The following is a 26,687-nucleotide window of genomic DNA, read 5'->3' on the forward strand; positions in this document are numbered from 1 at the left end:
GCTCGGAGATGTGTAAAAGAGACAGGGACGCACCGGTACAACAGACGGCTGCGCAGGCTCCGGTGGCCGAACCGGCGCCCCCGGCTGCCGAAGGGGCGCCTCCCGCTCCCGAAGAGGCGCCTCCCGCCCCGGAAGTGGTGCCACCCGCGCCAGAGGCGGTGCCTGCAGCGCCGGAGGCGGTCGTACCCGAGCCCGAAGAGGTCCCGGTCGTGCCCGAGCCGCAGGCCCCGCCGCCGGCCGCCCCGTGATCCGTCCGACGTTGCTGAGTCGTGGGTCAGTTCACCGACCCTGCGGTGAAACGTTCTGCCGCGTCGCGTCGATGTGTTCACCATGGGCAACTCATCGTGCGACCGCCGAGACCGCTTTCCCGCCATCACGCTGCGCCTAAAAGGTGCAGTCTCGGCGAGCGCCTACACTGGTGTAATGCTGAGCGTCCCATCGTCGTCATTCAGAACCGTTCGAGCGTCGGTACTGAAAGTGTTTGCGGCGATCGGTGTCGCCACCTTGGCCGCTGCGAGCACGGTCAATGTCGCATCGGCCGCGGTCAGCACGCCCGAGCCGGTAGCGGAGATTGCACCTGCAGCCGGTTCGGTGGTCGGTGTGGCGATCCCGCTCACCGTTACTTTCGATCATCCGGTGACCGACCGCAACGCAGCTCAGCGCAGCCTGCAGATCAGCTCACCGCGCACGCCCACAGGCACATTCACCTGGCTCAGTGACGAAGTGATGCAGTGGAAGCCCGATCAGTTGTGGCCGGCCCATTCGAAGATCTCGGTATCGGCCGGTGGGGCGAAGACCAGCTTCGAGACCGGGGCACAGGTGCTCGGTGTGGCTGATGTCAGCGCCCACACCTTCACGGTCAGCATCGACGGCGCCGTGGCCCGTACCATGCCGGCCTCGATGGGCAAGTCCAAGTTTCCGACTCCGGTCGGTACCTTCACCGCATTGGCCAAAGAGCCTGTGGTGGTGATGGATTCGCGGACGATCGGCATTCCGCTGAGTGATCCGGAGGGCTACAAACTCACGGTGTATGACGCCGTCCGGGTGACCTGGGGTGGTGTGTACGTGCACGGCGCGCCCTGGTCGGTGGGCTCACAGGGCTATGCAAATGTCAGCCACGGCTGTATCAATTTGAGCCCCGACAACGCCGATTGGTACTTCAACACGGTGCGCCTCGGCGATCCTATTGTCGTGCAGGCATAGCCGTATGCAGGTTCTTCGACGTCGGTGAGGTGGACACCGCCGCCGGGTCGGGATATGTCCCGAGCACACGGTCGGCGGTTCCGGCGGTGGTGACCGTGAACCAGTAGTGCTCGTTCTTGTAGTGGTGCTGGCGATGATTGCGCCAAACCGCGCGATATAAACGGCTTTTCGGCTTGTAGTCGCTGTGAATCAGGTAGTGGCACCACTCGTAGGACAGACCCAGCACCGTCAGGAATGACAGGAAGGTCAAGCCCAGGCCGGGACGCGGGAACGCCAGGATCGCGACGGCCACGGCGACGGGCAGGATCCACAGCAGGGCGCGCCATGGAATGAAGATCAGCGGGATGGCGCGTGGGTCGACGTGGTGGAGTCGGTGTTCCCGCGCGAGCAGCGAATCCAGCGTGATCGGGCCGAACGTCCTGGGCCGCCAATGCAGGACAAAAACATGGACGAGCCATTCGAAGAACGGAAAAACCGCGAGCATCACTACGGGGACGAGCGCATCGGTGAATTGCCAGTCGCCGACCGCCCATCGCGCGACGACGGTGACGGCCAGGGTGGTCCCGATCATCCAGGGGGAGGGGTGGCGGACGAACTCGCGTGCCGCGTCACCGAGTGTGAAAGCGTTGCGCGTCATGGGGTTTCCTCCAGGGTGTCGAGAGCGTCCATGAGCGCATCGGTGGCAGGCCCCAGCAGTTCGGCAGCGGCCTGGCCGGCCGCTGGGGGGTCGTGCGCCGCGATCGCCTCGACGATGCGCCGGTAGGCGTCCGGGCGACCGACCTCTGCGGCCATCATGGTGGCCAGCGCCGGCAGCGCGGGCTCGTAGGTCTGCCGAAGGGTGTTGTACATCAAGCGGAATGCGATCGAGTCGGCGCCGTCGACGACGAGGTCCCAGAAGGCCAGTGCTCGGCGCTGTTGTTCGACCGGATCCGGTTCGGCTGCCAAGGACTCCACGGTCTCGCCGAGTGGCCCGATCAGTTCGGCCGGGGCCCGCTCGGCAGCCAACTCGGCGACCTTGGGTCCGTTGTGTAAGCGGGTCTCCAGGATGCTGCGCACCACACTGACATCGAGTTCGCCTGCACGCAAAAGCAATCGGGGCAACAGATCGAGACCGGCATGCCTGCGGAAGTCGCGCACGGTGGTGGCGTCGCCTTGCCGGACCTCGACCAGACCGGCCTCGGTCAGTCGCTTGATTGCCTCGCGTACGGCCGGGCGCGACACCCCGAGCACCTCGGCCAGTCGGCGTTCGCTGGGTAACGACTCGCCAGGCTGCATCTGGCCACTGAGCACTTCGTCGATGATCTGATCGAACACGTCTTCGGGGACGGAACGGCGGTTTACCGGTTGCAGCGCCATGAGAACATCTTGCTCCCGGTGCGGTCAGAGGTCAAGTGGTAAGACCACTCAGCGCAACGTGGCCTCGGTCTCGGCGTTCGCGGGAAGAAACGCCTCGATGCTCAATTCCGCGGCGGTCAGATCCAGCGCGGTGCCGAAAGTCGTCACGGTGCTCAGGAAGGTCAGCACCGTACCGTCGGGCGTGGCGAGTTCCAGTGGGACGACGACTCCGCCGAGATCGCGCACGGGTTCCATGCCGCCCGGGTAGGCCTCGATCTCGGTGAGGAGGTCCGCCAGTTCGGCCGACCCGCTCACCGTGACCTCGCGGCGCAGTCGGCTGATCAGGTGGTGGCGCCACTCGGCGAGGTTCCGGATGCGGGGAGCCATTCCCTCGGGGTGCAGGGTGATCCGCAGGGCGTTGGGTTGCGCCAACAGGTGTGGCGCGACGCCTTCCAGCATGACGCCGGCACCGGCGTTGGCCCGCAGCAGGTTCCAGGTGCGATCGACGACCACACAAGGAAAAGGGTTGTAGGCGTCCAAAACCCGTGTGACACCGTCGCGCACCGCGGCCATCTCGGGATCGTCCAGCGTACGTTCGGCATACACCGGCGCCAGGCCCGCCGCCAGCAGCAGCTGATTCTGGTCGCGCAGGGGCACCTCGAGGGCCGCGGCCAGTCGCAGAACCATCGCCCGGCTCGGCACCGAGCGTCCGGTCTCGATGAAGCTGAGATGACGGGCCGAGACATCGGCCTCAATGGCCAGTTCCAGCTGACTGATCCGGCGGCGCAGCCGCCAGTCGCGCATCAGCGAGCCAATCGGTGTCTGGGTGGTCGCACTCGTCACCATCCGAGTCTCACGCACGCCCTGCGAGATAACCACTACCTGAGGGGTAATTGCCCCGGTTACCCGGTCGGGCCACGCTGGAGTCGAACCCCCTACAGGAGGCAAAGATGGGTAAGCCGCCCCAGTCACCCCAGTCGATCCCGCGCTGGCTGCACTTCGTGATGGCCGCCGACCGGTCCGGATCGGCCGCCTACATCGGCACCGGGTTCTTCTTCGCGCCGGCGCTCGCCCTGGCCTCGCCGTGGCCCGCGGTGACGACGGTGCTCTGGACCTTGATCGCACTCGCGGGCCTGTGGCTCGGAGTACTCGGCATCGCGATGGCTACCGGCCTGGCGATCGTGCTGCGGTCGAACACCGAAATCCCGGAAGACTACTGGCGGTCCATCATCGATTATCCGAGCGGCCGCGGTAATCCACCTGCCAGTGTTTGATTCCGTTCAGCCAGCCCGACCGCAGCCGTTCGGGCGCCGCCAACGGGGTCAGGTCGGGCATCCCGTCGGCGATCGCGTTGAAGATCAGGTCGATGGTCATCCTGGCGAGGTTGGCGCCGATGCAGTAGTGCGCGCCGGTCCCACCGAATCCCACGTGCGGGTTGGGATCACGCAAGATGTCGAAACTGTACGGGTCGTCGAACACCTCTTCGTCGAAATTGGCCGAGCGGTAGAACATCACCACCCGCTGGCCTTTCTTGATCGGCACACCGGCCAGCTCGGTGTCCTGCAGCGCCGTGCGCTGAAATGAGGTCACCGGCGTGGCCCACCGCACGATCTCGTCCGCGGCCGTCGCCGGCCGCTCCCGCTTGAACAACTCCCATTGGTCAGGGTGATCGGCGAACGCCATCATGCCCTGGGTGATGGAGTTGCGGGTGGTCTCGTTGCCCGCCACGGCGAGCAGGATCACGAAGAAGCCGAACTCGTCGTCGGAGAGCTTGTGCCCCTCGACATCGGCCTGCAGGAGCTTGGAGACCAGATCCTCGCCGGGGTTCTTCGTCCGCTCGGCGGCCATCTGCATCCCGTACATGATCAGTTCGACCGAAGCGCTGATCGCATCGTTGGAGGCGAACTCCGGGTCCTGATCGCCGACCATCTGGTTGGACCAGTCGAACAGCTTCTTACGGTCCTCCTGCGGCACGCCCATGAGCCCGGCGATCGCCTGGAGCGGCAGTTCGCACGACACCTGTTCGACGAAATCTCCCGAGCCTTCGGCGGCGGCCGTCTCGACGATCGTTCGGGCGCGCTCGGCGAGGTCGGCACGCAGGCGTTCGACCGCGCGTGGCGTGAAGGCGCGCGAGATGATCTTGCGCAGGTGGGTGTGATGGGGGGCGTCCATGTTGAGCAACACGAACTTGCCCTGGTCGATCTGCTGTTGGACGCTGCCCTCCCGATAGCGCGGCAGGGCGGTCTTCTCCTGGCTGGAGAACACATCGCTGCGCAGCGACACCTCTTTGACGTCTTTGTGCTTGGTGACGACCCAGAACCCGCCGTCGTCGAACCCCCCTTGGCCTTTCGGCTGTTCGTTCCACCAGATCGGGGCCAGTCTGCGCATCTCCGCGAGTTCCTCGACCGGCAGTCGTTCGGCGTAGATGTCGGGATCGGTGAAATCGAATCCGGGCGGAAGGTTCAGAGTCGGCATGGCGTTGGCGCTCCTCGCGACGACGTTGTGTAGTGGCGTAAAGCCATTGCTACACCACAGGTGGGGCGCTATGGAGCGGGTTGGGAGAAACTCCCGCATCGTTGGTATTGGAACGTGTTCTGATCCCTGTGCTGTAACGGTTGGACGAGCGCGACGATGCACTCAGCGTTACCATCTGTCCCTGAAGCAACAGCGGGAGGTTACCCAGATGCATGTCGACATTCGAAGGTTGACGACTGTCTTCGCATGCTGTGTGTCAGGTCCCATCGTTGCGTTGTCGGTGGCCGCCGCGGCGGCCGCGGAGCCGGCCAGTCCGCCGGCACCGCCCGCACCGGCGCCGGTACCAGCGCCGCAGGCCGCGGGTTCGGATCCGGGGGCGCCACCAGCTCCTGGTGAGGTGGCGGGCACCCCGCACCTGGCGAGCCCCGAGGCACTGCCGCCCGGCTCGACGATGGATCCCACCGGGCAGGGCACCGAGTCCCCGAACCTGAGCTACCTCAAGGATCTGTGGCACGCGGTGCAGAGCCAGGAGATCAGTGGCAAGGAAGCGCTGATTCTCGGGCTGGCGCAACGCGGCATGAACACGCCCGTTCCCAACCAGGTGCCCGGCCCGAACGTACCGATCGCGCCCGAGGCGCCGGCCCCGGCGCCCGCGGTCGCACCGCTGCCCGCGACCGCACCGTTGCCCGCCGGACCGGTTGCTCCGCCTCCGCCGGTTCCGGCCCCCGTTCCCGCACCCTGAGTGCCGGGCAGCTGATCAGCCCGGAATGCTTTCGGCCCTGATGGGGTCGACGCGGGCAGGCACGTGCTTGTGCCACGGCGTGCCCGCGTACTCGTCGCGCCATTGCGACGACGTGAGCTCATTGGGTGCGACCCCGGGAGCCACCGCACGCCCGTCGCCGTCGGTGTAGTCCAGCCCGAACCCGTTGGGCAGGGAGATATGCCCGGGCAGCATCGCGTCGCTGACCTCCACGGTGGCCGTTGCGCTGCCGGCTGCCGTGGTGATCCTGGCCAGGTCACCGTCGAGCAGGCCGATGACTTCGGCATCGTGGACGCTGATCCGCAAGGCGCCGTTGACATCCCGCTTGCGCCAGCCGGGATCGCGGAAGATGTCGTTGGCGGTGTAGGCACGCCGTTCCCCGGCGGACAGCACCAGGGGAAGTGCCTCGGTGGTCAGCGCCGAGGCCGTGGTCGGCAGGGCCCGCACGGCATCGAGCAGTTCCGGCATCTCCAACGCGATCTTGTGGTCCGCGTGGGTGATCAGGGCGAAGTCGTCCGGATACTCGTGCACGGTGAACGTGATTCCGGACCGGCCGGCCAGGATGGCCTCGAACAGCGCGTTGCCGTCTGCGTGGCCGGCACGGCGCACCGCGTCGGGATAGGTCATCGCGGTCTTCTGTGCCAGGCCCCACAGTGCGGCTGCCCCGGCCAGGCCGGCCGGTAGGACCGGGCCGAGCGTTTCGTAGAGCACGTACGGCAATACCCGGCCGAGCCCGGGATTGGCGCCGACCGCCCCGAGAAACGCCTCGGCGTACGCGTCCAGGCCGTCACGGGCAGCGCGGCGCAGCGGGTCCAGTTCGGCGTCGTCGACCGCACCGATCGCGCGCACCAAGCGGGCCCAGATCTCGGGTTCGGGCAGTGTTGTCGGCAGCGGTTCGAACAGTGGATGGCGCAGGTGAAAGTTGTTGTGCGGGAACTCGAGATTGAAGAACGTCGCCTCGGGCTTCTCGAACTGGTTGGCCGCGGGCAGCACATAGTGCGCCAACCGCGCGGTCTCGGTCATTGCGACGTCGACGACCACCAGGAGTTGCAGCGATTGGAGTGCGGCCCGCACGGCCGCCGAATCGGCCACCGAGTGCGCCGGGTTGCTGCTCTCGACGATCATCGCGCGGAACCGGTCGGGATGGTCGCCGAGGATCTCCTGCGGCACCACGTTCGACGGCACCAGTCCGGCGATCACCGGAGCACCCGTGACCGGGCTGCGGCCGACCCCACCCGAGCCGAACAGCGGGGCGAACGACGAATGCAGATGCTGCCCACCTCGTTTCGCGAAATTGCCGGTGAGGATCCACAGCATCTTGTTGAGGTATGAGCACAGCGTGCTGTTGGGGGCCTGCTGAATGCCGAGATCCTCGAACACCGCGACGCTGCCGGCTGCGGCGATCCGGCGTACCGCGGCGCGCAGCAGGGACTCGTCGACGCCGCACCGGGTCGCGTAGTCGCTGACCGGCACTTCGGCGAGGACGTCGCGGACGGGTTCGACGCCGTTGACATGGGCGGCCAGAAAGTCCTCGTCGCAAAGGTTTTCCTGTACCAGCACCGCGGCCATGGCGGCCAGACACCAGGCGTCGGTGCCCGGCCGCACACGCAGATGGAATTCGGCCAGCTTGGCGGTGTCGGTCATCACCGGATCGATCACGATCATCGCGCGGTCGGGATCTTTGGCGATCTCGTTGAGCACCACCCGTGCCCGCGGGAAACTCTGCGACATCCACGGGTTCTTGCCGACGAACACCGAGACCTCGGCGTGTTCGAATTCGCCGCGGGTGTGACCGCCGTACAGGTGGGCATCGACCCATGCCTCACCGGTCTTTTCCTGCGCCAGGGCGTTTGACCGGTACCGCGAGCCGATCGCCTTGAGGAACGCGCCGCTGTAGGCCCCGCCGAGATGATTGCCCTGGCCACCGCCGCCGTAGTAGAAGATCTTGTCTCCGCCGTAGTTGTCCCTGATGGCCAGGAAGCCTGCGGCGATCTCGGAAATCGCGGTGTCCCAATCGATCTCCTCGAAACTGCCATCAGGCCGCCGGCGCAGTGGCGAAGTGAGCCGGTTGGAACTGCTCTGATAGTGATCGAGCCGCAGGGCCTTGTTGCAGGTGTATCCCTGCGACGCCGGATGGTCCTTGTCGCCACGGATCTTGGTGATGGCCCGGTCTTGGGTCTGTACCACGATGCCGCAGTTGCACTCGCACAGGATGCATGCGGTGGGCTGCCATTGATCGACGGTCATGACGATGTTCCTTCCGGCAGGAGTGCACGAAGTTGGCGGTGGATCTTCTCGAGTGGTTTGACGTCGCGAGTGGCCCGCGCCATCACCACCGCGCCTTCGATGGCAGTCATGATCAGTGTTGCCAGTTCCTCGGCGCGCCCGGCGGGCACTCCGTCGTCGGTCAGCCGGCGGGTGATCTGGCCGGTCCACCGGGTGAAGGCGGCTCCCGCCCGATCGAGTGCGGCGTTCTCGGCCGGGCCGGGATCTCCCGCCTCTACCGCGACTGCAACGATCGGGCAGCCGGCTCGGAAATTGCTGGCGGACAACTGTTTACGAAACCCGGCGATCATGGCGTCGAGCAACGCCGCCGCGCTGTCGGCCTTGTCGATCCGTGCGGCCACCTGATCGCTGGCGTAATCGATGGCCTCGCAGAGCAGCTGGCCGCGCCCGCCGGGAAAGTAGTGATAGGCCGATCCGCGCGGTGCGCCGCTGTGGGCGAGCACGTCGGCGATCGCAGTCGGGTGCGCGCCGCGCTCACGGATCAACAGTGCGGCCGAGGCCACCATGCGTTCACGAGGACTGGTCACCGGGTGCCTTCCGTCGATTATGTATAGAAACATACATAATCGACGGGCATCGGTCTACACCTTCGAGCGATGCCCTCGGCAGGGGGACGACAAGGCCGAGGATTGCGGCTACATGCTGACCGCAATCCTCGGCCTAATTGCCTAATTGGTGGTCGACCCCAGATCGGGTCCAGTCACTCCGCCGGCGATGGGGAACCCGCCGCCGGCGGCCTCGATCAGACCCCGGCGGCCTCGTTGAGGGCGTTGAGGGTGCCCGTGGCCTCCAGGTATTCCTGAACCCAGCGTTCGATCACCGCGGAGGTCTTCTCGACCTTGGTGAACTGGCCGACCACCTGACCCACCGGGTTGAACGCGACGTCGACACTCTCGTTCGGGTACTTGTGCGTGGCGGCCACGGCCATTCCGGACACCATGTACTGCAACGGCATGCCGAGCGGCTTCGGGTTGTCCGGGTTCTCCCAGGCCTCGGTCCAGTCGTTGCGCAGCATGCGGGCCGGCTTGCCGGTGAACGAGCGGCTGCGCACGGTGTCACGGCTGCTGGCCTTGGCGTAGGCGGCGTGCTGCTGCGCGGTGTGCTCGGACTCCTCGACCATGACCCACTGGGATCCGGTCCAGGCGCCCTGGGCGCCGAGCGCAAGTGCGGCGGCGATCTGCTGACCGCTGCCGATACCGCCGGCGGCCAGCACCGGAACCGGAGCGACCTCCTTGACCACCTGTGGCCACAACACGATCGAGCCCACCTCGCCACTGTGCCCACCGGCCTCGCCGCCCTGGGCGATGATGATGTCGACACCGGCGTCGGCATGCTTGCGGGCCTGTGACGGCGATCCGCACAGCGCCGCGACCTTGCGGCCTTCGTCGTGGATGCGCTTGATCATGTCGGGCGGCGGGGTGCCGAGCGCATTGGCGATCAGCGTCATCTTGGGATGCTTGAGGGCGATTTCCACCTGCGGGGTCGCGGTGGCCTCGGTCCAGCCGAGAAGCTGCAGCGCATCGTCGTCGCTGTGCTCGACCGGCACGCCGTGGTCGGCGAGGATCTTGCGGGCGAACTCGAGGTGCTCCTGGGGCACCAGGGACTGCAGCATGCCCTTGAGTTCATCGGCGGACATGTTGGCGTCCATGCCCTCGTACTTGTTGGGGATGACGATGTCGACGCCGTAGGGGTGGTCGCCGATGTGCTCGTCGATCCAGTTGAGCTCGATCTCCAGCTGCTCGGGCGTGAAGCCCACGGCGCCCAGCACGCCGAAACCGCCGGCCTTGCTGACGGCCACGACAACGTCGCGACAGTGGGTGAACGCGAAGATCGGGAATTCGATCCCCAGCTCGTCGCAGAGTGCGGTGTGCATTCGGAACTCCTTGAAGTGACGGTGCGGTTTGAGAGTCCTCGGCCGATCCGGCCCGGACAGAAGTGAAACGTGTTCTAGTTTAGTACCACCATGGGTGGTTTTGGACCGGGACCCGGCACATTCACGCGAGCTCGGCCACGAACGACACCTCATTTCCATCTGGATCGGCGACATCGATGACGGCGACCATGTCGGCGATGACCTGCGGCTCTGTGACACTGACACCGTTGTCGCGCAGCCACGCGGCGGTGGTGTCCAGTTCGTCGACCCCGAATCTGACGGCCGATCGCCCGGCGCGGCCAGGATCGGTGACGACCTGTAGCCACGCGGTCGCGGTCAGCTGCCATTCGGCGACTCCCGGAACGGGTTCCAGGTCGGGTTCGCGGTCGAGCAATCGGGTGTACCAGGCCCTCGCCTCCTCGAATCGTCCGGTGGCGATGACGGCCGCGATGTCCTTGATCCCGATGCAGTGTGCGGTTGGGGCCATGCCCCATTTCTAGTCTCGACTGGCCGATTGTCGTGGCGGCTTGGTTTAGTAGCCCCATGGGCCGCACCTTGTCGCCACCCGAGTCACTCGAGGAAATCGGGTCCGGGCCGGGGGGATCGCAGGTGGGCGCGTTCTTCGACCTCGACGGCACCCTGGTGGACGGATTCACCGCGACGGCGCACGCCGGCCATCGCATTCGGCAGCGGCAGGCTGCTGCCGGCGAGATCCTCGGGATCGTCGAAGCCTCCGTGCGCTATCGGATCGGCCGGATGCCGTTCGAGCGGCTCCTGGTGCGGGCCGCCGGGTACCTGCGGGGCGAATCCCTGCTCGAACTCGACGAGCTGGGGGAGTACCTCTTCCAGAACCGGATCGCACAGCGGGTCTATCCGCACATGCGGGAGGTGGTGCGTCGGCACCAGGACCGCGGCCACACCGTGGTGTTGAGCTCCTCGGCTCTGACCATCCATGCCGAGCCGGTCGCGCGACACCTCGGGATCGACCACGTGCTGTGCAATCACTTCGTGACCGACGGCGAGGGCAGGCTGACCGGCGGCATCGTCGAGCCGATCATCTGGGGTGCGCGCAAGGCCATTGCGGTACAGACGTTCTGTCGGGCCGAGCAGATCGACATGGCGCACTGCTATTTCTACGCCGACGGCGACGAGGACGGGGCACTCATGCGGTTGGTGGGCCATCCGCGGCCGGTGAACCCGAGGCCGGGGCTGGCCTCGGCCGCGACCGACCACGGTTGGCCGGTGCTCACGGTTCCGCGTCCCGGCAGCCGGCGTCGGGATCGGCGGCTCCGGCCCGGGGCTTAGCCGAGCTTGTGGAGTCCCTTGCCGGTCACCAGCGGCAGGTCCAGGGTGGTGCGAATGCCCGGCTCGGCGGCCACCACGTCGGGGATGGCGTTGACGATGCGCCCGGCCGCCGCCACGATCGCGGCGTGGTTGTGGTCGCCTCGATCGCTGGTCGGGCAGATGTCCACGACATATGACGGCTCGCCGGTGATCTCGACGCGGTAGGAGCCGCCGGGCTGGGCCGGTTGCGCCCAGTCCGGTCGCAGGTCCGCACGCACCCGGGTGACGTGTTCGACGACGATCACCGGCTTACCGCCGACCACGCCGTTGATCTGGAAGCGCATCGCCGCCACCGTGCCCTTGGCGATGACGCCGGTCGCGACCTCGATGTCCTCGGGCGCGGGTTCCAACTCGTAGTGCTCGGTGATGTCTTCGACTTCGACGCCCAGTCCGGCGGCGAGCATCCGGATCGCGGTCCCCCAAGCGGCGCTGAGGATTCCGGGGAGAAACAACATTCCGGGCTGGTCGATCGGATTGCCGAATCCCATGACGATCGACATCACCTCGCTGCCGTCATAGGTGGCGTAGTCGGCGATCTCCATGGTCTTGATCTGATCGACGCGCTGACATGTGCCAGCGATCGCGAACGGCACCAGGTCGGTGGCGAACCCGGGGTCGACACCGGTGATGAACACGCTTGAATTGCCCGCCTGAGCAGCTTCTTCCACCCGTGCGATGGCCTTCTCCGGCATGGCGCCCCAGGGGAATTGCAGGCCGCCCGGGGCCGAGCCGACCACGTTGATCCCGGCAGCCAGCGCGGCCATCACATCGCGGGTGGCTTCCACGGGGCGGGTGTCACCCATCGCGCAGTACACCAGGCAGTCCGGTTTGGCGGCGATCGCGGCATCGATGCCCAGCGTGGCGGTGACCCCGGTGACGTCGCCCAGCCCGGCCAGTTCGCCGGCGTCCAGGCCGACCTTCGCCTCGGTCGAGGTGCCCACCGCGACGAGTTCGAACCGGGGGTCGTCGATGAGCTGGATCAGGGCCAATCGGCCGCAGTTTCCGGTTCCGACGATCGCCACGCGAATGGCCATACAGGTCTCCTCAAGGTGTGCGGTCTAGTCGCAGTATGCCGATCCGGCGACAAAATTGGAACAGGTTCTAATTCTGCGCGTCAGGCGGTAGCCTCACCCGTCATGGGACGGGTAGACGGAAAAGTGGCACTCATCAGTGGCGGCGCGCGCGGGATGGGCGCCGAGCACGCGCGCGCTCTGGTCGCCGAGGGCGGCAAGGTGGTGATCGGGGACATCCTCGATGACGAGGGCAAGGCGTTTGCCGCCGAGCTCGGTGACTCGGTCCGGTATGTGCATCTCGACGTCACCCAGGAGGACCAGTGGGACGCCGCGGTCGCGACGGCGACCGAGGAGTTCGGTCTGCTCAATGTGCTGGTGAACAATGCCGGGATCGTCGCGCTCGGCCAGATCGGCAAGTTCGACATGGCCCAGTGGCAGAAGGTCATCGACGTCAACCTGACCGGCACCTTCCTGGGGATGCAGGCGTGCGTCAAGGCGATGAAGGCCGCGGGCGGCGGCTCGATCATCAACGTGTCGTCCATCGAGGGCCTGCGCGGTGCGGCCATGGTGCACCCGTACGTCGCCTCCAAGTGGGCGGTGCGCGGCCTGACCAAGTCCGCGGCGCTGGAACTGGGACCCAAGCAGATCCGGGTCAACTCGATCCACCCCGGCTTCATCCGGACCCCGATGACCGAGCACTTCCCCGAGGACATGCTGAGCATTCCGCTGGGCCGGCCCGGGCAACCCGACGAGGTATCGACCTTCGTGGTGTTCCTGGCCAGCGATGAGTCGCGTTACGCCACGGGCGCCGAGTTCGTCATGGACGGCGGCATCGTCAACGACGTCCCGCACAAGCTCTGAGTCGCACCGCCCGTACGCGGCGGTTCCGACCACGGCAGAATGACCTGGCAGGGCATCGAATCGCCGACACGGTGCCAACCTGACCGGTCTGTGAGGAGCTGCCCATTTCCGCCCGGAATCGCCGCGCCGGCCTGAGCGTCACGGGCTTCGTCGGCCTGGTCGGTGCCGCACTGCTGCTCTTTTCCCTGTGCGCCGCCGATTTCCCGCCGTTCGCGCAACCGGAACCGCCTTCCGGACGGATGGAACTGGCACAGGGCTGGCAGCTGGCCTCGGCGCGTACCGTCACCGCCGACGGCGCCGCGATGTCCACACCCGGCGAGGTGAGCGCCGACTGGCATCCGGTCAGACAGATGCCGTCCACCGTGCTCGCGGCCCTGCAGGACGACGGCACCTATCCGGACCTGTATTTCGGGGACAACCTGGCCGATGTGCCGGACGACCTCTTCCGGCAGGACTGGTGGTACCGCACGACGTTCACCGCGCCCCGAGGTAGCTCGAGTTACCGGCTGGATTTCCCCGGCATCAACTACCGCGCCGAGGTGTGGCTCAACGGCACGATGATCGCCGGCAGTTCAGTGCTGGTGGGCATGCACACGATCCACGAGATCGACGCGACCGAATGGATCAACCCCGGCGGGGTCAACACGCTGGCGGTCAAGGTGACACCCGAGCAGTCGCTGCAGGACATCGACGGCGTCGAGCTCGCCGACAGCTGGTGGGACTGGCTCAACTGGAACCGCATCGGCTACCAGGGCCCTGGCAAGAACCCGCTGCGCGGCAATTCCTATGTGGCCGACCGCAATGCGGGGATCTTCAAACCGGTGTACCTGAGCTACTCGGGCCAGGTCGTGCTCAGTGACCCGCTGGTCACCACCGAGCTGCCGCTGCCGGCCACCGACTCGGCCCGGCTCACCGTCCACTCCGATATCCGCAACACCGCCGATGCGCCGATGCGCGGCGTGGTGCGGGCCCGCATCAGCCGGCCCGGCAAGCCCTCCATCTCGGTGTCTCAATCGGTCAACCTGGCGCCGGGGGAGCGCCGGGAAATCCGGTTCGACCCCGACACTTTCGCGGCGCTGCGGGTCAGCAACCCGGACCTGTGGTGGCCCTACACCATGGGCAAGCCCGACCTGTACGACCTGCGGCTGGAATTTCTGCGCTACGGCCGGGCCACCGACACCCTGGATTCCCGATTCGGGATCCGCACCGTGGCACAGCACCGCGACAACGACGAGCAGTACCCCGACCTGGGTCGGGGCGGCAGCTTCTACCTGACCGTCAACGGCCGTGATTTCCTGGTCCGGGGCGCGGCATACACGCCCGACCTGTTGTTCCGGTACGACCCGCAGCGCGAGGACGCCATCCTCGGCTACGTCCGGGACCTGGGACTGAACATGCTGCGGCTGGAAGGAAAGTTCCCGGGCGACAACATCATCGAGCGTGCCGACGAACTCGGCATCCCCCTGATGTACGGATGGATGTGCTGCAACCAGTGGGAGAAATGGTCGCAGTGGGACGACGAGGATCGGCGTGTGGCCGACGAGAGCATGCGCTCGCAGATCCTGTCGCTGCGCGGGCACGCGTCGGCGTTCCTGTGGGCCAACGGCAGTGACGGCAAGCCGCCGGCGCCGGTGCTCGCGGGTTATCACGAAATACTGCGTGATCTGCACTGGCCCAACACCGTCGTCGACACCGTGTCGTCCCTGGCTCGCGACGCCAACGGGGAACCTGACTGGGACGGCATCCACATGGCCGGCCCCTACACCTGGCGCCCGCCGAGCTACTGGTTCAGCGGCCGGTATCAGGCCACCCGCGGCTCCAACGCCGAACAGGGTGACAACGAGCACATCCCGCCGTTCGCCAGCCTGCAGAAATTCATCCCGCCCGACAAGCTCTGGCCCATCAACGACGCGTGGTACTTCCACGCCGGGGCCAACCCGAGCAACGCCGCCCTGGAGAGCATCCGGACCGCGGTGATGCAGCGTTACGGATCCTCGCGCAGCGCAGAGGAATTCGCGCGCAAGGCGCAACTTGCGCACTACGAGTCCACCCGCGCCCAGTTCGAGGCGTTCGCGGCCGGCGGGTGGGACAACCACAAGATGACCATCTACTGGATGCTCAACAATCACTGGCCGTCGTTCTTCGGCCACCTCTTCGACTACTACCTGCGGCCCGGCGGCGCCTACTACGGGGCAAAGAAGGGGCTGAGGCCGCTTTCGGTGGTGTTCGATTCCTACGCCACCGGAGATCACGACACCGCCCACGTCAGTGTGGTCAACCAGTCCCCGCAGGAGCGGACCGGCCTGCGGGTGCGGGTCCGGGTCTATGACCTGACCGGCCGGATGCGTGACGACCGGAGCGCCGAGGTACCTGCGGTCCCCTCCAACGGTGTCGTGCCCGGGTTGTCCCTGCCCCGACCGGACGGCGACTCGCCGGTGGTGTTCGTCCGCGCTGAACTGATCGACGAGAACGGTGCTGTGGTCGCCGACAACACTTACTGGCAGTCGCAGCACCTCGACGACGTCGGACCTCCGGTCAACGACCAGGCGTTCGACCTTGTACAGAGCAGCTGGGCCGACATGACCCCGCTGAACACCATGGCACCGGCGCGCCTGCAGGTGAGTGCGCACCGGACCGAATCGGCCGGCGACGCCAAGGTGCAGATCCGGCTGCACAATCCCGGCCGCCGGCTCGCGTTCTTCGAACGTGTCGAGATCACCACCACTGAAGACGGTGACGAGATCCTGCCGATCGAATACTCCGACAACTACGTGACCGTCTACCCGGGGGAGACGGTGGAGCTGACCGGCACGGTGACCGGAACGGAGCCCGCAGCGAACTGGGTCCGGGTCAGCGGCTACAACAGTGCGCCGACGGTGGTGCCGATCGACCAACGGGCCCGCCGATAGGATCGGGTGATGACCACAACCGATGAGCGCCATGAGATCAGCCAGCTGGCCGAAAGCGGCGGATGGCTGCACCGTGACGTCGACCGGGTGGACGTCTACCAGCGCGGTACCAACCGCATCAGGGTGGTGTGGCAGGGCTCCGACAAGATCAGTGGCGCGACGCTGTACCAGGACGACATCATGACCACCTACACCCGCGAACTGGCGACCTTGAACGGGTGGCTCAAGCGCTGAGTCGCCCGTCGGCCCGACCATGCGGGCCGAAAATCGGTCGCATCGACCGGTGACGGTGTGGCACTGTCGGATTCCGTGATCGACAACGCGGATACCCCGGCAGGCACGCTCGCGCTGCATACCGTCACCGAGTCCGACTGGGCGGGCATGGCACTGCTCGGCAACACCGCGTTCGGTGAGGTCAACCATCCCGAATCGATGGCGGCGTGGCAGCAGATGGTGCCGCCCGGCGGCGGCGTGGTGATGCGTGCCGGTGGCACCGATGGGGACATCGTCGGGCAGTCGATCTACCTCGATCTCACACTCACCGTCCCGGGCGGGGCACCGCTGCCCGCGGCCGGCATCAGCTATGTGGCCGTCGCTCCCACCCATCGGCGGCGCGGGATCCTGCGCTCGATGTACACCGAGTTGCACCAGCGGATCGCCGATGCGCAATACCCCATCGCGGCGCTCACCGCGAGCGAAGGCGGAATCTACGGCCGGTTCGGCTACGGTCCCGCCACCACCGTGCACCTGATGACGATCGACCGCAGGTTCGCCCAGTTCCATGCCGGCGTCCCGGACCCGGGCGGCGTGCGCCTGGTCAAACCCGCTGAGCACCGTGACAGGTTCGCCGAGATCTACGAGCGCTGGCGGCAGCGGACGCCGGGCGGCCTGGCCTGCCCGACGGCGCTGTGGGACGACGTCCTGGCCGATCGGGAGAACACCCGCGACGGAGGGTCTGAGTGGTTCGCGTTCCTTCACCCGGACGGCTACGCGCTGTACCGGGTGCACGGCGAGGAGTCCAGGTCGCTGCGGGTACGCGAAGTCACCGCGGTGACCACGGATGCCTACATCACACTGTGGCGCGCTCTGCTGGGCATGGACCTGATGGAGAAGGTGAGCATCTGGACCCATCCCGGCGACGCCCTGCCGTACCTGCTGACCAACCCACGGCTGGCAAGGGTGACCTCGAGCAGCGACGATCTGTGGGTCCGGATCATGAACATCCCGGTTGCCCTCGAGGGACGCAGGTATCAGGCCGATCTCGAGACAGTGCTGGAGGTGACCGATGGTTTCCGTGGTGACGGTGGACGCTTCGCCCTGGAGATTCGCGACGGCCAGGCCCGGTGTACGCCCACCGAGGCACCCGCCGACATCGAGCTCGGCCTCGACGTACTGGGCAGTCTGTACCTGGGCAGCCACCGGCCCGAGACTTTCGTCGCCGCGAACCGGTTGCGCAGCAAGGATTCAGAGGCAGTGCGGCAGCTCGGCGCAGCCTTCGCCAGTGACGTGCCTGCCGAATTGGGCTACAGCTTCTGAGCCTGACCGCCGGGCGCCTTGCGTAATGTTCACCTGGTGAGCGCACGTGCAGGCATCGTCGTTACCGGAACCGAAGTACTCACCGGAAGGGTCCAGGACCGCAACGGTCCGTGGCTGGCCGACCAGCTGCTCGAGCTCGGGGTGGAACTCGCGCACATCACCATCTGTGGCGACCGTCCCCGAGACATCGCGGCGCAGCTGCGATTCCTGGCCGCCGAAGGTGTGGACCTGATCGTGACGAGTGGCGGCCTCGGGCCGACGGCCGACGATCTGACCGTGGCGACCGTCGCCGAGTTCAGCGGCCACGAACTCGTTCTCGACGCGGCCATGGAGGAGCGCATCGCCGCGATCCTGCGCAAGCTGATCGGTGACCGTCCGGGCGTGGATTTCGATGCGGTGCGCGCCGCCAACCGCAAGCAAGCCATGGTGCCCGCCGGTGCGGAAGTGCTCGCGCCGGTCGGTACCGCTCCGGGGGTGGTGGTGGACGGCAATCCGACGGTGGTCGTGCTACCCGGTCCGCCGCGGGAATTGCAGCCGATGTGGCGCGCTGCGGTCTCCACCGAAGCTGTGCAGCAGGCGATTTCGGGCCGCACCCGCTACCGCCAGGAGATGGTGCGGATGTTCGGCCTGGCTGAGTCCGGTTTGGCCGAGACGCTGCGTGACGCCGAGGGCACGATCGCGGGTTTCGACGCGCTTGAGATCACCACCTGCCTGCGCCGCGGCGAACTCGAGATCGTCACCCGATACGAGCCCGACTCGGCGCCCGCCTACCAGGCCCTGCTGACGTTGCTGCGCGACCGGCATGGTGCGGCGCTGTACTCCGAGGATGGCACCACCGTCGACGAGCAGGTGTCCGGCTTGTTGGCCGGACACCGAATCGCCACCGCGGAATCCTGCACCGCCGGGTTGCTGGCCGCTCGACTGGCTGACATCCCCGGCTGCTCGGAATACTTCGCAGGCGGGGTGGTCAGCTATTCGAACGAAGCCAAAGCCGAACTGCTGAACGTTGATCCGGTTCTGATCACCGAGCACGGAGCGGTATCCGAACCAGTGGTCGAATCGATGGTCACCGGCGCGTTGCACCATTTCGGCGCCGATACCGCGGTGGCCATCAGTGGTATCGCCGGCCCGGATGGCGGTAGCCCGGAAAAGCCGGTCGGCACCGTGTGTTTCGCGGTCCGGTCGGGTTCGACGGCGATCACCCGCACCCTGCGACTGCCGGGTAATCGTTCCGACATCCGGGAGCGGGCCACGACGGTCGCCATGCACCTGCTGCGCCGCGCCCTCACCGGAATCAGCGAATAGCCGGACGATCTCAGGTTGGCACCACGGCGGCTCTGTCGGCCGCCGGCTGTTGCGTGCGGCGCCGTCGGGAGCCGGCCGCCACCCGGCGCACCACGGACGGATGGAACAGGCGGCCGGGTCCATCCACCAGGTTCATCACCCGGAAGAACGCCTCGGTAACCACCGGGTCGTGTTCGGCGGCGGTGGGCACCCGCTCGGTGTACCAGTTGGTCAGCCGCATCGAAGCGGGTCGGGGGCCGGGTATCTGCGGCAGGGCAAGATCGGCGCCGCACGCCATCTGCCATGCCGTGTTGACGCAGCCGGCAGCAGCGCGCAGGAATCTACGGCCCAGGTCGTCGGCTCCGCGGGCCAGGCAATCGCGCAAGGCCAGCGCCTCGAGCGCGGCCACCGACATTCCTTGCCCGTACACCGGATTGAAGCTGCAGATCGCATCGCCGAACACCAGCAGGCCCTCGGGGAAGCGGGGCATGCGCTCATAGCGCCTCCGGACGCTCGCGGGATAGCGGAAAGTCGCCGGCGGACCGAGTGGCTGGGCGTTGCGTAAGGCTTCGACCGTGTCAACCGGGAACAGATTCTCGATGAACCCGATCATCCCGGCCAGATCCGCCGGTGGTTCCTGTCCGTTCATTCCTGCCGTGGTGAGCAGCCAGGTGTTGTCTTCGTAGGCGAACAGTGAAGCCCCACAGGTCCTTTCGGGAACCGGTCCGACAAGGGTGAGCCGATCGTGTGGCGCGTCGCCGGCAAAACGTAGCAACTGGCTGGAATAGGCCACCTGCACCGTGATTCGGTCCTCGGCCGGACGTCCGAATCCCGCGCTCTCCAGGAACGCTGGTGTGCGTCCGGCACGGCCCATCGCGTCGACGATCAGGTCGGCCGCGATCGCTGCTCCGGTGCCACCGTCTCGGGCGGCCACCAGAACGCTGTTCACCCGGAGGGTGTCGTCCATCAACAACTCGACGGCCTCGTGCCCGTCGAGGATCCGGATGTTGTCGATGGCGCGCACCCGGTCGCGCACGTGTGCCTCCAGGAACGGTCGGCTGGCCAGATACGAGGCGATCGGTTTGGACTGCCGCCCGTCGAGGTTGAGTCGATGGCCGCCGAATGTCAGTGAGACGAGGGCCAGGTTCGTCCCGTCCAGCACCGTCGCACCGTCGGCGGCCAGATCCTCTGGGAGCCCGGGAAACAGTTCGGCCATCGCCTCCAGGCCGCCGCTGAGCAGTCCGTGCGCGTGCCTGCCCTGCGGGACGCCGCGCCGCTGGACCGGACCATCCGGCAGTACGTCGCGCTCCACGAGCGTGACGGTGTCGAAGAAATCGGCCAGGGCCCGGGCCGCCAGCAGCCCGCCCATGCTCGCGCCCAGCACTACCGCGTGTTTGCCGATCGTTGCCATAGCCGACCTCCGGACCGCTGGCACATCGCCAGTTGTTCGAAGTATCGGAGCCGGCCGGGGCCGGGCCTAGAGTAGTGCGCTACTCGAACGTCAGCCGGGCACCGGCACCGATTGCAGTGCCTCGTCCACGCAGGCCGGCCACGTGCCTTCGTCGAGTGTCGTGACCGCACGCGCACCGTATGCGCTGGAGATCACCACATCGGGCCGCAGGCTCGCCAGCACGTGCAGGCTGTCGGCCATGGCCCCGGCATCGCCGATGCCGGGAATCACGAACGTCGACCACCGACCGTCGGCGGCGACGAACATGGTGTCCCCGGTGAAGAGGTACCGGCCCTGGGCGCCCTTGACCAGATAGCTCGTGCTGCCGGGAGTGTGACCGGGGGTGGGGATCACCTCGACGCCGCGGTCATCGACGTGGCGGGCGGACAGCGGCACGTCGATCGGGCTGTGCCGCTCGATCGTCTCGCGCTCGGCCGCGGGCGCATGCAACCGGGAACCGAAGTGTTCGGCGATTCGGGCCAGCATCGGGCCGGCCTCGTCCTGGTGGGACAGATAGTGGTCGTCGACACCGCCGAGCGACTCCAGCGTGGCGAAGTCTGCGTCGCCGGCCGGGCAGTAGAACAGCGCGGTGTGCCCGCCCGACGTCCACAGGTAGGAGTGCGTCGTCAGACCGGGAAACGGTGTGTCGGTACGGGTTTCCCACAGGTCGGACCGGATCTGGGGCATCGAGTTTGTCATGACCCCAGCCTCGACCCTCAACAATGGTTGAGGTCAACCCCCGGGCGAGGTGGGTGTTACTTCGTCTTGTCCCACATGGAGATCATCGTGCCCATGATCTCCTCGGCGCACCCCAGCCCGCCGAGGTGGCTCTCGTAGGGCAGCTCGGTCATCACCGCATCGGGTAACCGGGAGACCACGTGCTGACCGTGTGCGAACGGCACGATGTGGTCGTGGTCGCCGTGCCACCAGCGCACCGGAACCCTGACCTCGTCAAGCCGGAAACCCCAGTCGCGCTCGAACACCACGATGTCGTAGAACGGCGCGGCCAGCTGCTTGCGGCTGCCGTTGAGCAGATCGTCGAGGAACATCGCCTTGAACTCGGGGCGGCCCAGCATGCGCCGGTCGCCCTCGGGGGAGATCCGCGCGTAGATCTCCAGCGCGGGCGACGCGACCGGACGGATCAGCCGGATCAGCCCGGAGGCGGCCAACCGGATCGGTGCGCCGGCCACCTCCAGGATCGGGGCGACCGCCGCACCGAGCTGCATGAGCGGACTGCTGATCGCGTCGGGGCCCACCATCGGCGCTACGCCGCCGAGCACCCCGGCCGCCACCACCCGGTCGGGCATGGCCGCCGCGGTGGCCAGCGTGTAGGGCCCGCCGCCGGACAAGCCGATGACGGCCATCTTGTCGATGCCCAGGGTGTCGGCAATGGTGCGCAGGTCGTCACCGAAATCCAGCACCCGGTCGTACTGGTGCGGGGTGGACGAACCGATGCCGGGCCGGTCCACCCCGATCAGCCGGATGTGGTTCCGCTCGGCGTAGATCCGGGCCTCGGTCGGGATCTGCCTGCGGGCACCCGGGGTGCCGTGCAGCCAGAAGACCGCACGGCCCTGGGGATCGCCGAACTCGGCGAAGCCGAGCTGCCGGCCGTCGCCCACGGCGACATTGCCCTCCAGTTTGGGGCGATCGATCGGGATGACCATCTGCGCGCGCCTCGCCGGTTCCGCGACTAGCCCGCGACGGACGCGTCGTAGATCGACTGGATGGACTTGTCCAACGTGGCGTTGAACTCGTCGTCGCTCTGCTGTGCCGACAGACCCTCGGTCAACGCGCGGCTGAAGCTGGCGATCACGCCGGTGTTGGCGGCTAGCAGCTTGTTGGCCTCGTCGCGCGAGTAGCCACCGGACAGCGCCACCACCCGCATCACCTTGGGGTGCTCGACCAGCGCCTGGTAGTGGTTGGTCTGGGTGGGCAGGGTCAGCTTGAGCATCACCTTCTGATCGGCCGGCAGCGCATCGAGGTTCTTGGCGATCTCGCCGCGCAGCAGCTCCTCGGCCTCGGCCTTGTCGGAGATCGAAATGGTCACCTCGGGCTCGATGATCGGGATCAGGCCGTGCGACAAAACCTGCTTGGCGACCTCGAACTGCTGGGCGACCACCGCTGCGATGCCCTCGGCGTCGGCCGCGCCGATCACCGAACGCTCCTTGGTACCGAAGATGCCGTTCTTCGCCGCGCGCGCCAGCAGATCGTCCAGGCCGGGCATCGGCTTCATCACCTGCACACCGTTGGCCGCATCGGCCAAGCCCTTGTCGATCTTGAGCAGCGGCACCACGCCCTTGTCCTCCCACAGATAGGTCGCGGTGGGCTTGCCCTCGATGGTGCGGTCCATGGTCTGCTCGAACAGGATCGCGGCCAGGACCCGGTCACCGTTGAACACCGGCGAGGTGATGATGCGCGAGCGCATCTGGTGGATCAGGTCGAACATCTGCTCTTCGGAGGAATAGGCGCTCTCCTCGACCCCGTAGAGACGCAGGGCCTTGGGGGTGGACCCGCCACTCTGGTCGAGCGCGGCGATGAAGCCCTTACCCGTGGTCATCTTGTCGGCCTGCTGCTGATTAACCATGAGGTTGTCCACTCCTTTGAAGACGGCGTCGGCGCTGTTGTTCTGCTGTTGCGCACACCACAGTGGCGCACAGTTCGCCTCAGAGGATATGCGGCTACGTCCCGGCGGTAGCGCCCACCCATCGGGGCGGGGTGGGGGCAGCCCACGGGGCGGCCTGCTCGAGTTGGCCGGCCAGGCTGAGCAGGACCGATTCGTCGGGAGCCATCAGCTGCACCCCGATGGGCAGTCCGTCCGACGTCTGGCCCAGGGGCAGCGATATGGCAGCCCAACCGGTCACATTGGCCAAGGCCGTCCATCCGGTGCTGGCGAACTCGACATCGAAGAACGCCCGGGTGGTACCGCGGGGCTGATTCAGCAGCCCGTACGGCGGCGGACCGGTCAGCAGCGTCGGCACCAGCAGCACATCGTGACCGGCCATTCCCGCGGCGAACCGCCGCGTCTGGGCATGGATGTCGGCGATGGCACCCGCATAGGCCAGTCCGGTGGTGGTGAAGCCCTCGCGGATCATCACCCAGGTGCTCGGCTCGAACTCGTCCTCGCGCGGCGCCCGGCCCAGATGTTGCCGGGCCAATTCGTGCAACTGGGCGTTACTGACGGTGTGCAGCACCGCGATGGCGTCGGCGACCACGTCCGGGTCGACCGTAGGAGCCCCCGGGGTGACGTGGTGGCCGAGGCTTTCCAGCAGCCGCCCGGCGGCCTCGACCGCCGAGACCACCTCGGGGTCGCTTCGGTCGGTGGGAAACGGCGACGAGGTGGCGATCAGGATGCGCTGCGCCGACGGCGTCTGGGCGGCCGCGTCCAGGAAAGAGACGGGTGCGACGGCCGCACTGTAGGGATCACCGGGGGCGGTCCCGGCGATGACGTCCAGCAAGGCCGCGCAGTCACGGACCGTTCGGGCCAACGCGTGACTGTTCACCAGGCCTTCGAGTCCGTGACCGCCGTCAGGGGCGAAGGAGGACCGGCCACGTCGAGGCTTGAGTCCGACGACACCGCAACAGGACGCGGGCACGCGGATCGACCCGGTACCGTCGCCACCCGAAGCCGCGGGCACCACGCCGGCGGCCACCGCGGCAGCCGAACCGCCGCTGGATCCGCCCGGGGTGACGGTCGACGACCAGGGATTCACCGTGGGACCGGACAGCAAGGGCTCGGTGGTGCAGTGGTTGCCCCACTCGGGGGTGTTGGTCTTGCCGAAGACCACGAGGCCGGCATCGAGGTAGCGGTCCACCGTCCACGCGGTTTCAGTTGCCACATGGTCGCGAAAAGCGCGGCAGCCCATCGATTCGCGAGTGCCCGCCAGTGCCGCTCCGAGATCCTTGAGCAGGAACGGCACCCCGGCGAGCGGCCCGGATCGCTCACCGCGCAGCACCCCCGACTCGTCGAGGGCAGCGGCCTGGGCCCGACCCCGGTCGAACAGGTCGGTGATCACGGCATTGAGACTGCGGGTCGCCTCGACCCTGATGATCGCGGCGTCGAGCAACTCGACGGCGGTCACCTCACCGGCAGCGGCCAACGCCGCCTGTCCGATCCCATCGGTGCGGGCGAGCTCGAAGGCCGACGACGAATCCATGTCACATCACTTCCGGGCGATCACTGGCGGTATCGGGAGGGCTGCTGATGCGGGTCAACTCGAGCGCGATGAGAACCTCGATCGCGGTGATGATCAGACCCGTGAAGTACATCCATTTGAGAGTCGGATCTGGTTGTGCAGCAAAGTAAACGGTCAGAAAGATCGGCCCGACGATACCGACGACGAACACCATGGCCTGGATGCGGATGTACCGCCAGAATGTGGACATCGATCTCCCGCCGCGTGGCCGATGAGCGGCCAGCTTAACGCGGCTACCGCGGTGCGATGACGACCGGCGTGGACAGGATCTCGCGGTACTCGACCATCGGTTCGCGTTTGAGCACCGCGCTGCCCGAGGTGACGAGCAACTCGGTCGGCGAGACGGAGTAGTTGACCTGGTAGTTGCGTGCGACGAACCGGCGGCCCGGCGTGAGGTCGGCCGACGCCGCGAGCGCGGCCTTGTCGGAGAGTCGGACACCGTGGTACTCCAGCCGGCCGGTGCGGTCCAGGCAGATCACCACCAGTGATCTTTCAGTACGCCCGATCGCCCGGGCCGTCTGGGTGTCCGCGCACCGCGCTTGAGAATCGACGAAGCCGGATCCGTCGGAGGCGAACGTCGCGGCCGGGGCCGCGGCGGCGCGCGCGGCGAAACTGCGCTGCGGGGGCCGGTGCGGTTTCACCTCGTAGGTCCGGGCCCCGACGGCGTAGACCGAATCTCTGGCCGAGAATTTGGAGGCGAGTGTGGTGAGGATGACGAATGCGGTCAGCATGGAGCTGACCACGGCCGCGGCCGCCACCCCGATGCCGACGGGTAGCCAACGTCGTTCCGGTACCTTCCGATGTCGTCCACGGCGAGCCGGCTGATACGTCGGATGCGGTGTGGAAACGAGGCGGGTGACCAAGCTTGCTCCCGGGGAACGGCGGTGTGGTGGGCGTGGCACGGCGACAGGCGCTGACGCGAGCTCATATTGTGCACGACGCGGCAGGGCGCTGTGGGCAACACCCGGGAATTGGCCGAAACCTGCTTTCCTCGTGGGTCGGTCGCGCGGGGGTACTGAAATTAGCTCGGCAACAATCAGATTCGCGTGAGGCGGCCGACTGTATGCCAGTACACCACAGGCAGAAGCGATTTGGGTCGTCAGCGCGGCTGGTGCCGGGCAACGCCGGCACGCGTCAGGCTGACACCACGATGGTGAGGTCGTTTCCGTCGCGTTCTACGTTCATGCCACTGCGGCGGGCAATGGCCGCCACGGCGGCCACGTCGCTGGGCTCGGCCCGGGAGCCGGCCAGTGCGCGCGCCAATTGACCTTTGTGGGCCTTGTTGAAGTGGCTGACCACGCTGCGGCGTCCGTCGGGGTGTTCGGCCAGAACCTGCACGCGGACGGCGCCGGGGATACGACCCAGTCCTGCGTATGAGCCGGAGCGCAGATCCACGATCAGCTCCGCGGCCGCGATGCCGGCCAGCACCGGCTCCAGCAGTGGGCGCCAGCGTTTGGCCAGGCCGGGTTGGCCGGGCAGCTTTGAGGAGGCCGACAACCGGTAGGCGGGTACGGGATCGTCGGCCCGAAGCAGACCGAACAACGCTGATCCGACTGCCAGCCGGGCGCGGGCGCGCGTGGCGGCGGTCCCGCGCAGGGATCCGATGTCGAGCGCGTCGTAGAGGACTCCGGTGTATCGCTCGATGGCCGGCATCGTGGGCGCGTGCCACAGCGCGGCATTGCGCTCGATCTCTGCGTCCTGGGCGGCGGAGATGCCCAGAGCCTTGCGGCACGCGGGCGGGTCGCCGGCGAGGTCGACCAGTTCGTCGATCAGCGACTGGCGAAGCGGGGTGAGCTGCGGAGAGCTCAGAATGTCCAAACGCACCGGCGGGTCGTCCCCGCCGGTGCGTTTGGTCTCCGACGGTGGCAGGAGCACGATCACATCCAGACGTTATCCGAACGATCGTGGCCCGCTGACCACCGACAGGTGTGATGTCAGATGGCGACCGGAGCCGGTTCGCCGGGCGCCGGGGGTGCCGGCGGCGGCGGGACGTCGAGCACGATCGGTGCCGGACCATCCATCGGGGCGGGCGGGATCGCGTCGGCCGGTGGCGGCGGTGCGAAGGGATCAACGGGAGCCGGGGCGGCCATGGGATCGGCCGGCGGCGGCGGTGCGAAGGGATCAACGGGAGCCGGGGCGGCCATCGGGTTGATCGGGGCTGGGGG

The 26,687-nt window shown here is 67.2% G+C and carries 27 protein-coding genes and 1 pseudogene; 10 read left to right on the forward strand and 18 right to left on the reverse strand.

Going from position 1 to position 26,687, the window contains the following annotated elements:
- Positions 1–248: hypothetical protein (locus E0T84_RS29575; protein ID WP_212757741.1), on the forward strand; the 248-nt coding region annotated here is incomplete at its 5' end.
- Between the two features lie 175 nt (positions 249–423).
- The gene (locus E0T84_RS29580; RefSeq protein ID WP_070945328.1) at positions 424–1,203 is read left to right on the forward strand and encodes a L,D-transpeptidase family protein; all 780 of its coding nucleotides are present in this window, start codon (positions 424–426) and stop codon (positions 1,201–1,203) included.
- On the opposite strand, the gene E0T84_RS29585 is transcribed toward E0T84_RS29580, so the two are convergent.
- Genes E0T84_RS29585 through E0T84_RS29595 form a run of 3 tightly spaced genes read right to left on the reverse strand, consistent with a single transcriptional unit; the run spans position 1,184 to position 3,384 of the window.
- A complete protein-coding gene (locus E0T84_RS29585) occupies positions 1,184–1,840 on the reverse strand; it encodes a sterol desaturase family protein (protein ID WP_070945329.1) in 657 nt (218 codons plus the stop codon). The two genes, E0T84_RS29580 and E0T84_RS29585, sit on opposite strands and share 20 nt — an antisense overlap.
- A complete protein-coding gene (locus E0T84_RS29590; protein WP_070945330.1) occupies positions 1,837–2,559 on the reverse strand; it encodes a FadR/GntR family transcriptional regulator in 723 nt (240 codons plus the stop codon). Before E0T84_RS29590 ends, E0T84_RS29585 begins: the two co-directional genes overlap by 4 nt.
- Positions 2,560–2,607: 48 nt before the next feature.
- Entirely contained in the window at positions 2,608–3,384 is a 777-nt protein-coding gene (locus E0T84_RS29595; RefSeq protein ID WP_120764901.1) for a helix-turn-helix domain-containing protein, read from the reverse strand.
- A 104-nt stretch (positions 3,385–3,488) separates the two neighbouring features.
- On the opposite strand from E0T84_RS29595, the gene E0T84_RS29600 reads away from it, so the two are divergent.
- Positions 3,489–3,812 (forward strand): hypothetical protein, encoded by a 324-nt coding sequence (locus E0T84_RS29600; RefSeq protein WP_070945331.1) that lies wholly within the window; start codon positions 3,489–3,491, stop codon positions 3,810–3,812.
- On the opposite strand, the gene E0T84_RS29605 is transcribed toward E0T84_RS29600, so the two are convergent.
- A complete protein-coding gene (locus E0T84_RS29605; RefSeq protein WP_138746254.1) occupies positions 3,766–5,013 on the reverse strand; it encodes a cytochrome P450 in 1,248 nt (415 codons plus the stop codon). The genes E0T84_RS29600 and E0T84_RS29605 overlap by 47 nt on opposite strands.
- Positions 5,014–5,266: 253 nt before the next feature.
- On the opposite strand from E0T84_RS29605, the gene E0T84_RS29610 reads away from it, so the two are divergent.
- Positions 5,267–5,755, forward strand: coding sequence for a hypothetical protein (locus tag E0T84_RS29610; protein ID WP_239252923.1), 489 nt, complete (start codon positions 5,267–5,269; stop codon positions 5,753–5,755).
- Between the two features lie 15 nt (positions 5,756–5,770).
- On the opposite strand, the gene E0T84_RS29615 is transcribed toward E0T84_RS29610, so the two are convergent.
- From E0T84_RS29615 to E0T84_RS29630, 4 genes are all read right to left on the reverse strand, one after another.
- Positions 5,771–8,020 carry a molybdopterin-dependent oxidoreductase gene (locus E0T84_RS29615; RefSeq protein ID WP_070186948.1) on the reverse strand — a complete coding sequence of 750 codons (2,250 nt, stop codon included), beginning with the start codon at positions 8,018–8,020 and terminating at the stop codon, positions 5,771–5,773.
- Entirely contained in the window at positions 8,017–8,586 is a 570-nt protein-coding gene (locus E0T84_RS29620) for a TetR/AcrR family transcriptional regulator (RefSeq protein WP_070945334.1), read from the reverse strand. The genes E0T84_RS29615 and E0T84_RS29620 overlap by 4 nt, the downstream gene beginning before the upstream one ends.
- 215 nt (positions 8,587–8,801) lie before the next feature.
- On the reverse strand, positions 8,802–9,932 hold the full coding sequence (locus E0T84_RS29625; RefSeq protein WP_070186946.1) for a nitronate monooxygenase: 1,131 nt from the start codon (positions 9,930–9,932) through the stop codon (positions 8,802–8,804).
- Between the two features lie 121 nt (positions 9,933–10,053).
- The gene (locus E0T84_RS29630) at positions 10,054–10,419 is read right to left on the reverse strand and encodes a VOC family protein (protein WP_070186945.1); all 366 of its coding nucleotides are present in this window, start codon (positions 10,417–10,419) and stop codon (positions 10,054–10,056) included.
- Between the two features lie 56 nt (positions 10,420–10,475).
- Here E0T84_RS29630 and E0T84_RS29635 point away from each other — a divergent pair, with 56 nt between their 5' ends.
- On the forward strand, positions 10,476–11,237 hold the full coding sequence (locus E0T84_RS29635) for an HAD family phosphatase (protein WP_070186944.1): 762 nt from the start codon (positions 10,476–10,478) through the stop codon (positions 11,235–11,237).
- Here E0T84_RS29635 and E0T84_RS29640 read toward each other — a convergent pair.
- Positions 11,234–12,310: a diacylglycerol kinase gene (locus E0T84_RS29640; protein WP_138746255.1), complete on the reverse strand. Its 1,077-nt coding sequence runs from the start codon at positions 12,308–12,310 to the stop codon at positions 11,234–11,236. The two genes, E0T84_RS29635 and E0T84_RS29640, sit on opposite strands and share 4 nt — an antisense overlap.
- Positions 12,311–12,412: 102 nt before the next feature.
- Between E0T84_RS29640 and E0T84_RS29645 the strand changes: the two genes are divergently transcribed.
- The 5 genes from E0T84_RS29645 to E0T84_RS29665 all read left to right on the forward strand — a co-directional run bounded on the left by E0T84_RS29645 (position 12,413) and on the right by E0T84_RS29665 (position 18,900).
- Positions 12,413–13,150, forward strand: coding sequence for a glucose 1-dehydrogenase (locus tag E0T84_RS29645; RefSeq protein ID WP_138746256.1), 738 nt, complete (start codon positions 12,413–12,415; stop codon positions 13,148–13,150).
- Positions 13,151–13,389: 239 nt separating this feature from the next.
- Entirely contained in the window at positions 13,390–16,059 is a 2,670-nt protein-coding gene (locus E0T84_RS29650) for a glycoside hydrolase (protein ID WP_249383779.1), read from the forward strand.
- A gap of 9 nt (positions 16,060–16,068) precedes the next feature.
- Positions 16,069–16,293, forward strand: a complete 225-nt coding sequence (locus tag E0T84_RS29655) for a hypothetical protein (protein WP_070186940.1) — start codon at positions 16,069–16,071, stop codon at positions 16,291–16,293.
- Positions 16,294–16,368: 75 nt separating this feature from the next.
- Positions 16,369–17,595: an enhanced intracellular survival protein Eis gene (locus E0T84_RS29660; protein ID WP_256366572.1), complete on the forward strand. Its 1,227-nt coding sequence runs from the start codon at positions 16,369–16,371 to the stop codon at positions 17,593–17,595.
- Positions 17,596–17,631: 36 nt separating this feature from the next.
- On the forward strand, positions 17,632–18,900 hold the full coding sequence (locus E0T84_RS29665; protein WP_138746259.1) for a competence/damage-inducible protein A: 1,269 nt from the start codon (positions 17,632–17,634) through the stop codon (positions 18,898–18,900).
- Between the two features lie 10 nt (positions 18,901–18,910).
- On the opposite strand, the gene E0T84_RS29670 is transcribed toward E0T84_RS29665, so the two are convergent.
- The 9 genes and pseudogenes from E0T84_RS29670 to E0T84_RS29710 all read right to left on the reverse strand — a co-directional run.
- Entirely contained in the window at positions 18,911–20,290 is a 1,380-nt protein-coding gene (locus tag E0T84_RS29670; protein WP_138746260.1) for an NAD(P)/FAD-dependent oxidoreductase, read from the reverse strand.
- Between the two features lie 90 nt (positions 20,291–20,380).
- Entirely contained in the window at positions 20,381–21,028 is a 648-nt protein-coding gene (locus E0T84_RS29675; RefSeq protein WP_138746261.1) for an MBL fold metallo-hydrolase, read from the reverse strand.
- Between the two features lie 56 nt (positions 21,029–21,084).
- Positions 21,085–21,993, reverse strand: a complete 909-nt coding sequence (locus E0T84_RS29680; protein ID WP_070186936.1) for an alpha/beta fold hydrolase — start codon at positions 21,991–21,993, stop codon at positions 21,085–21,087.
- A gap of 26 nt (positions 21,994–22,019) precedes the next feature.
- The gene (locus tag E0T84_RS29685) at positions 22,020–22,913 is read right to left on the reverse strand and encodes a fructose bisphosphate aldolase (protein ID WP_070186957.1); all 894 of its coding nucleotides are present in this window, start codon (positions 22,911–22,913) and stop codon (positions 22,020–22,022) included.
- A gap of 94 nt (positions 22,914–23,007) precedes the next feature.
- A complete protein-coding gene (locus E0T84_RS29690; protein WP_138746262.1) occupies positions 23,008–24,483 on the reverse strand; it encodes an amidase in 1,476 nt (491 codons plus the stop codon).
- Between the two features lies 1 nt (position 24,484).
- Positions 24,485–24,712, reverse strand: coding sequence for a hypothetical protein (locus tag E0T84_RS29695; protein ID WP_070186934.1), 228 nt, complete (start codon positions 24,710–24,712; stop codon positions 24,485–24,487).
- Positions 24,713–24,755: 43 nt separating this feature from the next.
- Positions 24,756–25,385, reverse strand: coding sequence for a hypothetical protein (locus tag E0T84_RS29700; RefSeq protein WP_249383780.1), 630 nt, complete (start codon positions 25,383–25,385; stop codon positions 24,756–24,758).
- A gap of 271 nt (positions 25,386–25,656) precedes the next feature.
- The gene (gene yaaA / locus E0T84_RS29705) at positions 25,657–26,403 is read right to left on the reverse strand and encodes a peroxide stress protein YaaA (protein WP_138746263.1); all 747 of its coding nucleotides are present in this window, start codon (positions 26,401–26,403) and stop codon (positions 25,657–25,659) included.
- A gap of 53 nt (positions 26,404–26,456) precedes the next feature.
- A pseudogene (locus tag E0T84_RS29710) lies at positions 26,457–26,687 on the reverse strand (transglycosylase); the annotation flags it as partial.

It is taken from the genome of Mycobacterium sp. DBP42, from assembly GCF_005924235.1.
Lineage (GTDB): Bacteria > Actinomycetota > Actinomycetes > Mycobacteriales > Mycobacteriaceae > Mycobacterium > Mycobacterium syngnathidarum.